Annotated in this window: 16 protein-coding genes; 9 read left to right on the top strand and 7 right to left on the bottom strand. The window is 72.6% G+C overall.

Translation table 11 applies throughout. The features are described from left to right. Nucleotides 1-409 precede the first annotated feature (409 nt). Complete coding sequence (locus ABZ876_RS05670; RefSeq protein WP_361774718.1) at nt 410-1,327, top strand: hypothetical protein; 918 nt, start codon at nt 410-412, stop codon at nt 1,325-1,327. A gap of 158 nt (nt 1,328-1,485) precedes the next feature. Here the strand turns inward: ABZ876_RS05670 and ABZ876_RS05675 are convergent, their stop codons facing one another. Next, nucleotides 1,486-2,229 carry a DUF4142 domain-containing protein gene (locus ABZ876_RS05675; protein WP_361774721.1) on the bottom strand — a complete coding sequence of 248 codons (744 nt, stop codon included), beginning with the start codon at nt 2,227-2,229 and terminating at the stop codon, nt 1,486-1,488. A gap of 219 nt (nt 2,230-2,448) precedes the next feature. Here ABZ876_RS05675 and ABZ876_RS05680 point away from each other — a divergent pair, with 219 nt between their 5' ends. After that, nucleotides 2,449-3,486: a permease gene (locus ABZ876_RS05680; protein WP_361774724.1), complete on the top strand. Its 1,038-nt coding sequence runs from the start codon at nt 2,449-2,451 to the stop codon at nt 3,484-3,486. Further along, the gene (locus tag ABZ876_RS05685; RefSeq protein ID WP_361774726.1) at nt 3,483-4,268 is read left to right on the top strand and encodes a TIGR03943 family protein; all 786 of its coding nucleotides are present in this window, start codon (nt 3,483-3,485) and stop codon (nt 4,266-4,268) included. The genes ABZ876_RS05680 and ABZ876_RS05685 overlap by 4 nt, the downstream gene beginning before the upstream one ends. A gap of 18 nt (nt 4,269-4,286) precedes the next feature. On the opposite strand, the gene ABZ876_RS05690 is transcribed toward ABZ876_RS05685, so the two are convergent. The 4 genes from ABZ876_RS05690 to ABZ876_RS05705 all read right to left on the bottom strand — a co-directional run bounded on the left by ABZ876_RS05690 (nt 4,287) and on the right by ABZ876_RS05705 (nt 7,951). Further along, nucleotides 4,287-4,964: a DUF6445 family protein gene (locus tag ABZ876_RS05690; RefSeq protein ID WP_361774729.1), complete on the bottom strand. Its 678-nt coding sequence runs from the start codon at nt 4,962-4,964 to the stop codon at nt 4,287-4,289. Nucleotides 4,965-5,078: 114 nt separating this feature from the next. Then, nucleotides 5,079-6,356, bottom strand: a complete 1,278-nt coding sequence (locus ABZ876_RS05695; protein WP_361774732.1) for a protein kinase — start codon at nt 6,354-6,356, stop codon at nt 5,079-5,081. A gap of 282 nt (nt 6,357-6,638) precedes the next feature. Further along, the gene (locus ABZ876_RS05700; RefSeq protein ID WP_361774735.1) at nt 6,639-7,619 is read right to left on the bottom strand and encodes a zinc-binding dehydrogenase; all 981 of its coding nucleotides are present in this window, start codon (nt 7,617-7,619) and stop codon (nt 6,639-6,641) included. 47 nt (nt 7,620-7,666) lie between these two features. Beyond that, nucleotides 7,667-7,951, bottom strand: coding sequence for an MBL fold metallo-hydrolase (locus ABZ876_RS05705; protein ID WP_361774737.1), 285 nt, complete (start codon nt 7,949-7,951; stop codon nt 7,667-7,669). A 227-nt stretch (nt 7,952-8,178) separates the two neighbouring features. Here ABZ876_RS05705 and ABZ876_RS05710 point away from each other — a divergent pair, with 227 nt between their 5' ends. The 3 genes from ABZ876_RS05710 to ABZ876_RS05720 are packed head-to-tail and all read left to right on the top strand — an operon-like array spanning nt 8,179 to nt 9,400. Next, nucleotides 8,179-8,736, top strand: a complete 558-nt coding sequence (locus tag ABZ876_RS05710) for a hypothetical protein (RefSeq protein ID WP_361774740.1) — start codon at nt 8,179-8,181, stop codon at nt 8,734-8,736. 10 nt (nt 8,737-8,746) lie between these two features. Continuing rightward, complete coding sequence (locus ABZ876_RS05715; protein ID WP_361774743.1) at nt 8,747-8,929, top strand: hypothetical protein; 183 nt, start codon at nt 8,747-8,749, stop codon at nt 8,927-8,929. Between the two features lie 24 nt (nt 8,930-8,953). Then, a complete protein-coding gene (locus ABZ876_RS05720) occupies nt 8,954-9,400 on the top strand; it encodes a MarR family transcriptional regulator (protein WP_361774746.1) in 447 nt (148 codons plus the stop codon). Between the two features lie 207 nt (nt 9,401-9,607). On the opposite strand, the gene ABZ876_RS05725 is transcribed toward ABZ876_RS05720, so the two are convergent. Further along, nucleotides 9,608-10,855 (bottom strand): DUF418 domain-containing protein, encoded by a 1,248-nt coding sequence (locus ABZ876_RS05725; protein ID WP_361774749.1) that lies wholly within the window; start codon nt 10,853-10,855, stop codon nt 9,608-9,610. Nucleotides 10,856-11,034: 179 nt separating this feature from the next. Between ABZ876_RS05725 and ABZ876_RS05730 the strand changes: the two genes are divergently transcribed. The 3 genes from ABZ876_RS05730 (at nt 11,035) to ABZ876_RS05740 (ending at nt 13,218) form a co-directional block, all read left to right on the top strand. Next, a complete protein-coding gene (locus tag ABZ876_RS05730) occupies nt 11,035-11,700 on the top strand; it encodes a response regulator transcription factor (RefSeq protein ID WP_361774752.1) in 666 nt (221 codons plus the stop codon). Nucleotides 11,701-11,825: 125 nt separating this feature from the next. After that, nucleotides 11,826-12,914 carry a histidine kinase gene (locus ABZ876_RS05735; protein WP_361774755.1) on the top strand — a complete coding sequence of 363 codons (1,089 nt, stop codon included), beginning with the start codon at nt 11,826-11,828 and terminating at the stop codon, nt 12,912-12,914. 73 nt (nt 12,915-12,987) lie between these two features. Further along, complete coding sequence (locus ABZ876_RS05740; RefSeq protein WP_361774758.1) at nt 12,988-13,218, top strand: hypothetical protein; 231 nt, start codon at nt 12,988-12,990, stop codon at nt 13,216-13,218. A gap of 82 nt (nt 13,219-13,300) precedes the next feature. Here the strand turns inward: ABZ876_RS05740 and ABZ876_RS05745 are convergent, their stop codons facing one another. Then, the gene (locus tag ABZ876_RS05745; protein ID WP_361774761.1) at nt 13,301-14,239 is read right to left on the bottom strand and encodes a hypothetical protein; all 939 of its coding nucleotides are present in this window, start codon (nt 14,237-14,239) and stop codon (nt 13,301-13,303) included. Nucleotides 14,240-14,337 lie beyond the last annotated feature (98 nt).

The following is a 14,337-nucleotide window of genomic DNA, read 5'->3' on the forward strand; positions in this document are numbered from 1 at the left end:
CTTCGTCGTCCGTCCGCACCGGTCTGCGCCGACTCGCGCCGTGCGCCGGTTTGCTGACCGTTGAACCGGCCGCAGAGGCGGTGAAGTTCCCAGGCTCCGCGGCCGAACGCGGAAGTCACCCGTATGGAGTGGTGCGCTCGAGGCAAGGTTCATGGGCGGCGTCCGTCGCCGAGTGACCGGAGGGTCTTGTTCCTGATGTGGCCGAAACGTGATGGGCCAACGAACTAGTCGCTGTTTCAACGAGGTTGACAGTCCGGGCGGGCTGATCGACTATGTGCTCGAAATGTGGCTCACGTGACCAGTGAGTCCAGTGTTTCTCTCCGACCACTCTTTCCCGGCCACGGTCCCGGCGGTCTCGCGCTGCCCGGTGCCCCGGTCCGGGTCACAGCCCATGAAGCTGGGGGAACGCATGTCCGCTGCGCGACGCGTCACCGTACCCCGCCTGCTCGGGACGGGCGCCGTGGCGCTCACCCTCACCGCCGTCACGGGAGGCGCCGCCTGGGCCTCGAGCACGCCCGGCGGGGACGGCTGGGACAAGGCCGGGCACGGCTACACGTCCGGCAAGGGGCCGGGCACGGTGGTCGAGAACGACCGGTGCCAGTTCTCGCTCGACGGGACCTCCTTCACCGACTCGGTGCGCGTCGACGACCAGAACCTGAAGCCGACCGAGGACGGCAAGGTCCACATCAAGGTACGGGCCGCGGGCGACGCCACGACCTGCACCGCCTCGCTCGCCTCGTACCGGACGCACGGTGCCGCCTTCGACACCTCCGGCCTTCAGGTCTTCCAGGACTTCGACTCCGTGACGGTGAAGCCGGGGGAGACCGGCTCGCTGGACATCGCGGTGCCGGACGCGGGCTGCTTCGCCCAGGTCGACCTGTACCGGGGCAAGGTGAAGTTCGACGGCGACCTCGGCGCGAACGACGGCTTCGAGCACGGCGACCTGCCGAAGGGCCCGGACCGTCCGGTCATCAAGGACAAGCTGATCGCGTCCTGGAACGGCGGTACGAAGGACTGCGCGAACCAGCCGCCGAACACCCCGGCCACCATCCCGCCCGCGTCGACCCCGCCCGCGTCGGTGCCGGCCACCACTGCGCCCGCGTCGGCCCCCGCGACCCCGGCGTCGCCGTCCACCCCGCCCGCCGGGGCGCCGAGCACGCCTCCAGCACCGACGCCGAACGGCGGTTCGTCCACGCCGCCCGGCGGCCTCGCCGAGACGGGCGGCGGCGACGCGCTGCCGTTCGCGGCGGGCGCCGCGGCCCTCGTGGCGGCCGGGGCGGGCATCGCGGTCGCCACCCGGCGCCGCACCTCGCGCACCCGCACATGACGCCCCCGGCGTCCCTTTGACCATCCTCCCCGGGCCCGGCGCTCTACTCCCCCGAAGAGCGCCGGGCCCACCTTTTGCCCGAGAGCCCGAGAGCCCGAGAGCCCGAGAGCCCGAGAGCCCGAGAGCCCGAGAGCCCGAGAGCCCGAGAGCCCGAGAGGTCAGCCCGTCGTCGGGGCCGGGGACGGGGTGGTCGACGGCGGCGGGGTGAAGCCCGGGGGCGGGGAGAGGATGACCGTGGGCTCGCCGGGCGCGGGGGCCGGCGGGGTCATGCTGCTCTTCGGGAGCTTCGGCGGCGTCGTCTCCTGGAACAGCACGGAGTCGAAGTTCACCAGGCCCGTCTGCTCCATCACCGTGATGTGGTCCAGAACGGTGTCGTTCGCCTGGTCGGCCAGCTGACGGACCAGCGTGTTCTTCGTGGTGGCACGGATGTTGGCGATGGCCGGGAAGATCTGGCCGTGCGTCACGCGCAGGATGTTCGCCAGGTCCTGGTCGAACTGCTTGCCCTGGTCCGAGGTCAGCGTGGCCACGAACCCCTGCTGCTGCGGGCTCGGCTGGTTCGGCAGCGTGATGCCCAGCTGCGTGGCCACCTTCCGGCAGGTGTCGTCGAGGTTGGCGTGTCCGTTGATCAAGTGCTGACCGGCGGTGCGCACGGCCGGGATCGTGCCCTTTTTCACGGCCAGCTCCCCGGAGGGGAATTCCCACAGACCGGCGGCCCGCACCTTGACGACGAAGTCGCGGTCCGCGTCGGTCAGCGGCCCCCACGAGGTGTTGGCGATCACACGCGAGGGGGCACTCGACACGGTCTGCACGCCCAGCATCGAGGGATAGACGAGAGCCGTCAGCGTCAGCGTGAGGGCCCCCGCCACAAAGAGGGTTCCCGCCGCGTTCCGTGAAATGCGCATGGCACCTCCTGATTGTTCGAACATCCAGGGGTACGCGCGCGAACGGGCCCGGAACCTTTTCGACAGGCAAAATCCGCGCCTCGCACTGTGGGGACCGTCACACCGGACAGGTACCGCGCCGCCGGATCCCGCCGCGAGCACGAGGACGCGTGGCGGTGCTGGGGTGTGTGGCTCGGGACCCGCTATGTTCGATCCGAACATCGGACATTCGGGGTCGGCATGCAGAAGACAGATGCACGGGCCGCGGAGGCGGAGCCGGCCGTCGCGGTCCCCGCGGCGAGTGCCGACGCCCCCGCGGACGGCCGGCGGCCGCTGCCCTGGGCGCTCCTGTTCGGGCCGGCCGTCCTCGCCGGTCCCGTGCTGCTCCTCCTCGTGCGGTGGCTGGACGCGCCGGTCATGCAGGCCTGGCGGACCGTCTGCCTCGCCATCGTCGTGCAGGCTTTGCCCTTTCTGCTGCTCGGCACCGCCCTGTCCGGCGCGATCAACGCGTTCGTGCCGGCACGGGTGTTCAGCAGGGTGCTGCCCCGCCGGCCCGTGCTCGCCGTCCCGGTCGCCGGGGTCGCCGGTGCCGTGCTGCCCGGCTGTGAGTGCGCGTCGGTGCCGGTCGCGAACAGTCTGATCCGCCGTGGGGTGACTCCGGCCGCCGCCTTCGCGTTTCTGCTGTCGGCACCCGCCATCAATCCGGTCGTCCTGACGGCGACCGCGGTCGCCTTCCCCGGCAGCCCCGCCATGGTGCTGGCCCGGCTGCTCGCCTCGCTGGCCACCGCCGCCGTGATGGGCTGGCTCTGGCTCTGGCTGGGCCGCGAGGAATGGCTGCGGCCGGCCGTGCGGCACACCGGACACCAGTCGGGCAACAGCCGCTGGACGGAGTTCAGGCTCGGCTTCCAGCACGACTTCCTGCACGCGGGCGGCTTCCTGGTGGTCGGGGCCATGGCGGCGGCCACCTTCAACGTGGCCGTGCCGCGCTCCGTGCTCGACACCTTCTCCGGCTCCCCCTGGCTGTCGGTGCTCTTCCTGGCCGGGCTCGCCATCGTTCTCGCGGTGTGCTCCGAGGCCGACGCGTTCGTGGCCGCCTCGCTGAGCGGGTTCTCGCCGACCGCGCGGCTGGCGTTCATGGTGGTCGGGCCGATGGTCGACCTGAAGCTGATCGCTCTTCAGGCGGGCACGTTCGGCCGGGCCTTCGCGGCCCGTTTCTCCGCCGCGACGACCGTCGTCGCGGTCCTGTGCAGCTCGCTGATCGGAGGGGTTCTGCTGTGAAACGGCCGGTGCAGGTGACCCTGCTCGTCCTCGGCGGCCTCGGCCTGCTGCATGCCTCGCTCTTCACCGACCTGTGCCTCAGGTACGTCAAGGAAGGGCTGCGGCCGATGCTGATCGCGTCGGGGGCGCTGCTGCTCGTACTGGGGCTGCTGGACGCGGCGTCGGGCCGGGGGCACGGCGGTCACGGTGACGGTGGCCACGGCCATGGCGGTCACGGTGACGGCGGCCACGGCGGTCATGGTCACCGTGGCCACGGCCACGACCACTCCCGCACTCCTCGGATCGCCTGGCTTCTGTTCCTGCCCGTGCTGAGCCTGCTCTTCTACGCCCCGCCGGCCCTCGGCGCGTACACCGCCGCCCGGGAGGCGCCCAAGGCAGTCAAGGAGCAGGAGCACTTCGATCCACTGCCCCGGACCTCGCCCCTGCCGATGACGCTCACGGACTTCACCACCCGGGTGCAGCAGGACCGCGAGCAGGCCATCAAGGGCCGCAGCATCCGGATGACCGGTTTCGTCACGCCCGACAAGCGGGGCGGCGGCTGGTACCTGACCCGGATCATCTTCTCGTGCTGCGCCGCGGACGCCCAGTCCGTGAAGGTGCGGGTGTACGGGAAGCCGGCCCTGCCCGCCGACACCTGGGTGGCCGTCACGGGCACCTGGCACCCCGGCGGCACCCTGGGCACGCGTTCCGCGTCCGTCTCGCTCGACGCCCGTACCGTCGAGCGGATCGTCCGGCCGGTGAACGCGTACACGGACGATCTGCCGCTGACCCCGTCCCGCTGACGGCTGACCGCGGGGCGCTCAGGCCATCCAGAAGAAGACGGCCGTCATGCGCTTGCCCTCCAGGTCGCTTCCCCAGTAGCCGGTGGCGCTGTGCATGATGTTGGCCTTGTAGAGCAGCAGCCGGTTGTAGCGCTGCGGCACGCGTACGTCCTCGGTGAACGCGTCCGGTGCGACATAGCGCGTGCCCAGCGCCTCGACCAGGTTGGTGTGCGGGGCCTGCACCATGTTGCCGCCGAGTACGCCACCCGGCAGGCTCTGCCGGTAGAAGCTGGTGCCGCAGTCCTTGGGGATGTTCGGGCTGAGATAGAGCACCGCGGCGTAGCGGCACAGCGCCCGGGAGTCGGTGTGCGGACGCGGCTCGCCCTCGTCCCTGCCGACGACCTGGACGCAGTTGTGGTTGAGGGTGCCCCCGCCGGGCGCGGTCTCGAGCCACAGCTTCGGCGCGCCGGTCTCCTTGCGCACGAGCCGCTCGATCCGAGCGAGTTCGCCCGGTTCGAGCCCGGGCATGGTCCGCAGCCCCGGCCAGCTCTCCTGTGTGTACGGGTACCCCTTGGTCCATTCGTCCTCGCCCTTGGCCAGACACCGGTCCCGGACCTCGTCCACGTTCGGCAGGACGTCGTCGAGGATCCAGTAGTCCCGGCCGCGCGTGGGCTTGCGGTACGGGAGGACGGGGAGGCGTGGGGGCTGCGGGGGCATGTGCGTGAACCTACAGTCGTCGCCCACCGCCGTTTCTTTTCGAACGGTCAACGTTCAGTCAACGTAACCACCCTGGTGAGCAAGGCCGTTGAAGGTTCCGGGCCCGGGCCGGGGTCAGGGCGTGAGCGTGGCCGGGCTCGACCGCGTCCCCCGGGGAGTCTCCGCGGAGCTGCTGTCCGGCGAGAACACCGCCATGCCCACGAACATCGCCGTGAGGAACAGTGCCGCCGCGGCGATCAGACCCACGGCGCCCGGCCGCCGCGCGACGAACGCACGCGCCGAGGACCGCCCGCGACGGCCGCCGGTGGCCGGCCGGTCGCGGTGACCCGTCGTCGCGGGACGTTCCCGGTGGTCCGCACCGGACGGGCGCTCCCGGTGGCCCGCCGTGCCGGGGCGCTCCCGGTGGTGCCCGGCCCCCGGGCGCTGGCGGTGGGCCGCCCGGTGGCCCGGGGCCGGGGTGGCGGACGGGAGTTTGTACGTCGTCGCCGAGCCCGCCTCCGTACGGGGCAGCACGGGCGGCGGCACCGGGGCCGTCTGGACGTGCCGTGGTTCCGGGGCGATGGCCGGGAGCGGTTCGGGGCGGCCCCGCCAGGCGCCGGTGGCGAACCAGTCGGCCGCCTGCCGTGCGGTGGGCCGGTCCTCGAGCCGCTTGGCGAGCAGGCCCAGCAGGTAGTTCTCGAAGGCGGGCGGCAGCGAGACGCCCAGCTCCCGGGGCGGCACGGGCGCGGTGTCCAGGTGGTGGTGGAGGATCCCGATCGCGGAGTCGGCCCGGAACGGGGGCCGCCCCGTGAGGAGTTGGTAGAGCACACAGCCCAGCGAGTACACGTCGCTGGCCGGTCCCGCGGGCTTGCCGAGGGCTCGCTCCGGCGCGATGTACAGACTCGTGCCGACGATCTGCCCGGTCGCCGTGAGCGCGCCCGACGGGTCGTCCATGAAGCGGGCGATGCCGAAGTCGCCGATCTTTACCGTGCCGTCCGCGTCGAGCAGCAGGTTGCCGGGCTTGATGTCCCGGTGCACGATGCCCTGTTCGTGAGCCACGGCGAGTCCGGCCGCGGCCTGCGCGGCGATGTGCGCGACGCGCTCCGCGGGCAGGGGGCCGTCGTCGGCGAGCAGCCGGGAGAGGCTGTCGCCCTCCACCAGTTCCATCACCAGGTACAGCCGGCCCTCGTGCTCGCCGAAGTCGAGAACACCGACCACATGCGGGTGGTGGAGCCGTCCCGCGGTCTGCGCCTCCAGCCGGAAGCGGGAGTCGGCGGTGGGGTCGGAGTTCTGCGCGAGCAGGACCTTGACGGCGACGGGCCGGCCGAGCATCTGGTCGTATGCCCGCCAGACCTCCCCCATGGCGCCGCGACCGATGGTGGTGTTCAGCTCGTACCGGCCCGCGATCAGCACCTGTTGTTACATCCTCATGCCGTGAGACGAATGCCGTGAGACCGCTCGACCGCCGCCGGCCATGACTCCGCCGGGGCGGGTGATGGTGGGGAGCCGTAGCGGATCACAGCCTATCGGCACCACCCCCCGATTTGATCACGGTCTCCCCCTTGTGGTGGTGGAGGCGTGACGATCCCGCCTCACAATCCCCGCTTCTGCGGCAGTTCTGACGTTCCGTCGGTCGGCGCGGCAGGCGGCGGGGCGGGTGCCCCGCCGCCGCGCCGTGGTCAGGCCCGGACGTGGTCAGGCCCGGACGTCCAGGACGTACTTGCCCGTGGAGGCCCGCGTCTCCAGCAGTTCATGCGCGTGTGCCACGTCCTTCAGCGGCAGCACCTTCACGTCGACGCGGACGGTGCCCCTGGCGACCTCCGCCAGCGCCTGCTCCAGATGGGCGCGGAGCAGGTGCGGGGCGCGGCCCGCGACGCCGCCGAGGTTGTAGCCGGCCAGCGAGCTGTTGGTGTACCAGGGGTGGTTGCCCTCGAAGGTGACGTCCTCCGCCGCGGCGTTGCCGAAGACGACGTGGCGCCCGAACGCCGCCAGCAGTCCGGTCACGGACGACCGGAACGCGCCGCCCACGGAGTCCAGGACCAGGTCCGCGCCCCCTCCGCCGGTGCGTTCGGCCACCTCCCGCTCGATCTCGTCGTACGACACCACGCTGTCGTAGCCGTAGCCGCGCGCGTACTCCGCCTTGGCCGGGGAGCTGGTCACCCCGATCACCGTGCTCGCGCCCAGCCTCCGGGCCAGCTGTGCGGCGGCCGTACCGACCCCGCCCGCGGCGGCGAGGACGACCACGGTCTCGCCCTGCGCGAGGTGCCCGGCGGAGGTGAGCACGCCGAGTGCCGTGGTCACGTTGCACAGGGCGCCCGCCGCCAGGGCGCCGTCCAGCCCCGCGAGGTCGCCGTCCAGCCGGACCGTGTGCTCCGCGCCCACGGCGACCACCTCGGCGTTGCCGCCGCTGCCCAGGGTGAGTGCGGCGACCCGCCGGCCGGGTTCGAGGCCGGTGACGCCCTCGCCCACGGCGCGTACCGTGCCGACCGCCTCCAGACCGGGGAAGTGCGGCAGATCCACCGGGAACTGGCCGCGGCGGAACATCACTTCGGCGAAGTTCACGCCCGCGTACTCGACGTCGACCGTGATCTGCCCGGGCCCCGGCTCCGGCGTCGCGACCTCCGCGACGGACAGGACGGACGGATCGCCGAAGGACTCGAACCGGACGGTACGCATACGGCTCCCGGACGGTGTGGAGGGCGCGGGGGTATCAGGGGTGTTCGTCATCGGATTCCTGTCTCGCTGAGGGTGGCGGTGGGGCCGTGTCCGGTGCGCAGCCGTGTGCCGTCCGGGCAGGTGGTGGCGACCAGGCGCAGGGAGGCGTCCAGGCTCGCCGGGCCGGCGCCGGGCGCGTCCACGCGTCCCTTGCCGCCGGCGAGCAGGGTGTCCCCGGTCGCCGGCCGCGGGTCCGTGCCGCCGTGGAAGCGGAACATGACGGAGCCGCCGGTGTGGCCGGGCGTGCGCAGCACGGTGACCGGGCCCGCCGCGGGTTGCGGTGGACGGTACAAGCATGACGTGACTATCCCCCAGCCCTCAGTTATATGTCAATCTCCGTCCATGAAGCAGAACTCTGTCTCATCTCCTCTGTCTCATCTCCTCACAGACGGCGACGGGCGGCTCCCCCGCTTCGAGGAGGCCGACCATCGCCGTTCGCGGCCTCAGCGCGCGCCGACCGCCTCCGGCAGCGCGGCCAGTTCTGGTCGCGCAGAAGGCCTCGCAGCGCGCCCTGTTGCTCGTGCTGCTGAGCTTCTCCGCCGTCGGCGCCGCCTTGCTGACCCTGGCGGGCGCCCCGACGGCCGCGCTGGTCGGCCCGCTGCTCTTCCTGGGCATCGGCTACGGCATCTCGCTGGGCATCCTGGACGGCGCGGCGGTCTCGGCCGTCGAGCCGGAGCGGATGGGCATGGCCGCCGGCATGTTCAACACGGTCCGCCTGGCCTCCGACGCGGTCTCCATGGCCGGCCTCGGCACACTGGTCACGGCGATCACCAAGAGCGCCCTCGGCAAGGGCGCGGTCTCCGTCTACCCGGGCGGTGCCGACGCGCTGACCTCGCGGGCGCTGCAGGGCGGCCTGCCCGAGGCCGCCAGGACGCTGCCGGCCCCGGTGCGGGGCCGGGTAATCCACGCGATGGCCGACGCGTACGCCACCGGCCTGCACATCACGATGTGGATCGTCGGGGCGGCGTGCGTGGTCAGCGCGGTCGTCGTCGGCAGCCTGCTCTCCGGCAGGAAGCCGTCCGCCGAAGCCCCCCGCGACACCGCCGCGGCGTCGCCCGAGCACGCCCCCGCGCGCTGATGGGCCGGCCGTGACCCGCACCGCCCTCGGACCCATCGAGGTCCTGACGCCCTACGCCGACCAGCAGCTGGTGGAGCGCCTGGGCATCGAGATCGCCGTCCGGGAGCCGGCGCCGGAAGACCCGGTGACGGCCCCCGGCGAGGGCCGGCCGCGGCCGGTGTGGCGGCGTCATTGCACGTCTACTGCTTCGTAAACTGCCGTATGCGAGACTGTTGGCATGGCGAAGACGACGGAGACGGTCGCCGCAGGCCGCCTCGGGCACACGATCAAGAGGGCGGAGCAGGCCCTCATCGCACGAAAGACCAACGTGCTCCGGGAATTCGACCTGACGGTGCCCCAGTACTCGGTCCTTCTGCTGCTGTCGGTCTCCGACGGCATGTCCGCGGCGCAGCTCGCACGGGAGTGCATGGTCACGCCGCAGACGATGGCCACGGTGCTGACCAACCTGGAAAAGGCCGGTCTGGTGGTGCGCGAGCCCTCGGAGCTCCACCAGAAGGTCGTGGTCAACCGGGCGACCCGCGCGGGCCGCGCCATCGCGAAGAAGGCCGACAAGGCGGCCCTGTTCGTCGAGGGCTCATTGAGTGCTGAATTCACACCGGAAGAGCGGGACCGCTTCGAGGAGTATCTCGAGCGGGCGATCGCGGTTCTGGGATCGTTGCACTGAACGTCCGGGCGGTTTCGCCTTCCGGCTTCGACGAACGGTTGGAGCCGGTCGTCTCCCTCGTGTGACGCCCCGGCGGCGTACGGATGGACCCGTCCGCCGGCTCGAGAGGAGCCGGCGGACGGGTCCGTACGGGAGGTCGGGATCCTCGCCGCTCCGCGAACGGCTACGGCAGCGGACGCGACGAGCAGCCTCGCGGGCGCCCGGCGGTCACGGAATGTGCCGGGCGATCCCGGTCGCGCCGCTCATCAGCCACTCGAGGGGCCCGCGCCGGAAGAAGCGGGACCAGACGGTGGAGAAGACACCGACGGCCACGATGAAGCCGAGCAGGACGTGCAGCGGCGAGCCGGGCAGCTCCTCGATGTCCAGCAGCCGGATGGCGACGATGTGGACGACGTACGCCGACAGCGACATCGAGCCGACCGCGATGACGGGCCTGGCCACCCGGCGCAGGCGGGGCAGGGCGTCCATGGCGGCGAGGCAGGCGGCCAGGACGGTGATCGCCACACCCGTGTTGGCGACGATCGACAGGGTCGTCTCGCTGTGCGGGGAGGCGGCCAGCAGCCAGGCCGCGGTGTCGCCGGTCGGGTAGCCCGCGCTGTCGGACCACCAGGCCGACAGGGCCGCTCCGTCCGACCCGGAGGCCGCGATCGCGTCGATGGCGCCGGGCACGAGGTGCAGGGCCAGCCACGAGCCGCCGTAGCCGACGACCGCGAGCGCGACGCCGGTCACGGCGAGACGCGCGCGGACGGCGGTCGAGGCCAGGTCGAGGCGGGCCACGGCCATGCCGGCCAGGACGAACGGGATCCAGGTCAGCGCCGGGTAGCTGCCGGTGAGCAGCAGCGACACCAGGCCGTCGGGTTCACCGGCGGCGCGGGGCGCCCCGCCGACCAGCGGCGTCAGCACGTACAGCAGCTGCGGGAACACCAGGGCCGTGCCGGCCGCGAGCGCCGCGAGCGGCCCCGCGCCGAGCCGGTACAGCGGCAGCACGAGCAGGAAGTACAGCCCGTAGAAGGCCAGGATGACGTCGACCGGGGCGCCCGACATGGTCAGGGCGCTGCCGAGGGCCAACAGGATGACGGCCCGGATGATCATCTTGGCGACGGCCTGACGGCCGGCCCGCCCGGTCTTCGGGGCACCGCGCCCGGTGATGAGAACGACCGCGAACCCGGCCAGGAGGGCGAACAGGGCGGAGGAACGGCCGTGCGCCAGCTCCATCAGGAAGCCGACGACACCGCCCTGGCTCGGGTCGGGGCCGACATGGGCCGCGAACATGCCGAAGACCGCCAGGCCCCGGGCCAGGTCCACACCGACCAGGCGACCCGTCGAGGGCCTGGCGCTCTCCCGTGCCCCGCTCCGCCGTACTCCGTCGGCGGGTCCGTGGGCGTTCTCCCGGATTCCGGTCGTGCTCTCCGCCACTCGGGGCCGGGGCACAACGAGAACTGCGTCGTGTGTCATGCATCCAGACTGGAAAAGCACTGTTCAGCGGGGTACCCGGCAGGAGTCCGCGCCATCCCCGCCGACCGGTGGCAACCGGCCCCCCGACCGGCTGGACCGCTAGCGCACGACACCGCGGCGGGTGGCGGGAGACTCTAGGGTCGGTAGGAGAGGGATTCGAGCGGCAGGGTGGTGCGCACGTGATCCGGGTGGCGGTCGTGGACGACGAGGCACTGGTCCGGTCCGGCTTCAGCCTCATCCTGAACGCGGCGGACGACATCGAGGTCGTCGCGACGGCTTCCGGGTCGGACGCCCTCGCCGCCGTCCAGGAGCACCGGCCGGACATCGTCCTGCTCGACATCCGGATGCCGGACGTGGACGGTCTCACCCTTCTGCGGCAGCTGCGCGCGCTGCCGGACCCGCCCGTCGTGGCGATGCTCACGACCTTCGACACCGACGAGTACGTCCTGACGGCCCTCCACTCGGGTGCGGCCGGCTTCCTGCTCAAGGACACCGAACCCGATCAGCTGGCCCAGCTGGTACGGACGCTGGCCGCGGGCGGGGTGGTGATGTCCCCGAAGGCGTCCCGGACCCTGCTGCACACCTATAGCGGCAACGAACCCGCCCCGGTCGACGAGGAGGCGGCCCGCGTCGAGCTGCTGACCGACCGGGAGCGGAACGTGCTCGTGCTTCTGGCGGAGGGCCTGTCCAACGCCGAGATCGGCGCCCGCTTGCACCTGGGCACCGGCACGGTCAAGGATCACGTCAGCGCCATCCTCACCAAGCTGCGCGTGGCCGGCCGCGTCCAGGCCGCTCTGCTCGCCCAGCGGGCCGGACTGCTGGACACCGACCGGGAAGGGCGGTGATCGAGATGTTCGGGACCACCGGGGCCAGTGGGATCGGTGGGGCCAGTGGGGCCACCGGGACCAAGGCTGCCGTCCCGGCCCCCCGGACGACCGGGTGGCTCGAGGGAAAGCAGCTCTGGGAACGCGTGCCCGCGCCCCTCGTCGACGCGGGTCTGGTCGCCCTCGCAGCGCTCGACCTGTGGCTCAACCTCTCGGACGACACGCCGCGCGGCCTGGCGCTGGCCGCACTCGCCTGCGGCGCGCTCGCCGTCCGCCGGCGGTTCCCGCTGGTCGTCTTCCTGCTCACCCTGCCGGCCACCCTGATCCAGGACACACTCGTCGCCCCGATCGCGGCCCTGTACACCCTGGCCGAGCGATCCCGGGACCGCCGTCTGCTCGCCGTGTGCGCGACCCTGTACGCGCTCGCCACCGCGATTCCCTGGCCCCCGGACCACGGCGGGGGGTTCGGGCGGACCTGGACCCTGGTCGACTTCGTCTACACCCTGGCGACCGCCGCCGCCCCCGTGCTGCTCGGCCAGCTCGTCCAGGCCCGGCGGGATCTGTCGCAGCGTCTGGTGGAGATCGAGGAGGCGAAGGAGCACGAACGCGCCCTGCACGCACAGGCCGTCCTCACCCGCGAACGCGCCCAGCTGGCCCGCGAGATGCACGACGTCGTCTCCCACCAGGTCAGCCTGATCGCCGTCCAGGCCGGAGCCGTCCAGGTCGGAGCCAAGGACGCGGAGACCCGGGAGGCCGCGCGCGTCATCCGCTCGCTGAGCGTCGGCACGCTCGACGAGCTGCGCACCATGGTCACGCTGCTGCGCGCCTCCGGCGGTGATGTCACCGAGCTGACCCCGCAGCCCACTCTGGCCGATCTGCACAGGCTGGTGGGCTCCAGCGGGATCGAGGCGGAGCTGAAGGGCGAGCTCTCGCCCACCGTGGGCACGCCGGCGCAGCGGGCGCTCTACCGCACCGTGCAGGAGGCCCTGACCAACGTCCGCAAACACGCCCCCGGAGCGAAGGCGACCGTCGAGCTGTGGCACGACGGCACGGATGTCGGCGTGACGATCACCAACACCGCGCCGACCCGCCCCGCTCTCCCTCTCCCGAGCGCGCACCAGGGCCTGGTGGGCCTGAGGGAACGTGCGGAGATCCTGCACGGCACCTTCGAGTCCGGCCCCACGAGCGACAGGGGTTTCCGGGTACGGATGCGCATCCCGGCCCACGCGGACTGACACGCCCGCACGGCCGAGGGGCCCTGGGCAGGCCCGGAGGGGAGCCGTCGGCAGCGCCTCTTATAGTCGGCCAGTGAACAAGAGGAACGACGAGGAACAGCGCCGTCCCCGAGCCGGGCAGATCGCCGTGACCGTGGCCGGTGCCCTGCTGACCGCCGGGCTTTTGTGGTCCGTCGTGTGGGGGCTGGGCTGGCACTACCCCGGTTTCTGGCTGCTGACGATGAAGCTGTCCGCCAAGGGGGGAGTCCTCGTCCTGGTGGGCCTGCTGGGCGCAGCCGCCTGGATCCGGGACCGCTTCCGCTGAGACCCGCGCGGTCTGCGGGCCCGGACGTACACCGCATTCGGGGCCGACGTGGCGGGCCGGCCGTACACAGCCCTGTGAACGGTCAGCCGAGGCACACCACGAGCAGGCAGAGATGCGCCGGGGAGGTCGCCGGCGGTGCGGGGTTCGTCTGGGACGTTCCCGAGTTCCCCCCGCCGGTGTTCGCGGGCGCCGTCGTGGACGGGGGCCGGGGTGTGGACGGCTGCTGCGCCGCCGAGCCGGTGCCGCCGCCGTTCGTACCGCCGGAGACGGGCGCGGCGGCCTGATGCCCCGGGACCGAGGTCTGCGCGGGAACGGGAGTGGCCGCGGCGTCCGGCCCGGTGTCCGGCGCTGCGGTACGGGGCGTGGTGACGGTGCTCTGCCGGTGCGGGACACCGGCCGCAGGCGGCTGGACGAGGGACTTGGCGTACGAGGACCGCGGCGCCGGCGAGGCCCGACGCGCACCGGGCGGTGCCGACGACGGGTCGCCCGGGCGGCTCTCCTCGCCGGTCTGTTCCCCCGCGACACCCATGGGCCGGTCGTCCGGCGCCGTGGCCGCCTGGGCCCGGTCGGCGGAGTGCCGGTCCAGCGCGGAAATGGTCAGACCGCCACCGACGAGCGCGACGGCGGTCGCGACCGCGGCCCGCCGCTTGTTCTTCTTCCAGCGCGCCAGCTGCCGACGCCGAGCCGCCCGGCCCGGCGAAGCGGGAGGAGCGCCGTCCACATCACCGGACGGGTGGGAACGCGGGGCGTCGTCCATGCCGACGAGGGCCGCCGTCTCGGCGGGGGGACCACCGACGTGCCCGCCGGAAAGACCACGGACGTGCTCGCCGTGCAGACCACCGACGTGGCCTGTACCGGGGGAGTCGAACTGCCGCCTCGCCGTCCCGGTCACCGCCGTGCCCGCTGCCGGTACGGAGGGTTTCACCGCCGTGGGGGGAGCGATGTCCGGGGCGTAGGCACCGCACCCGGGGCACACCAGGGCGCCGTTCAGATGCCGACGGCACGAGGAGCAGTAGTCCATTTACGGTCTTCCTGAGTCGACTGCGCCGGCGGCCTGGGCCGCGGCCTGGCCACGTTCGCACGTGGAATCGAGCGGCCTGCAACGCTAACGAGACTTTC

Source organism: Streptomyces sp. NPDC046931 (genome assembly GCF_040644655.1).
In the GTDB taxonomy this organism is placed as follows: Bacteria; Actinomycetota; Actinomycetes; order Streptomycetales; family Streptomycetaceae; genus Streptomyces.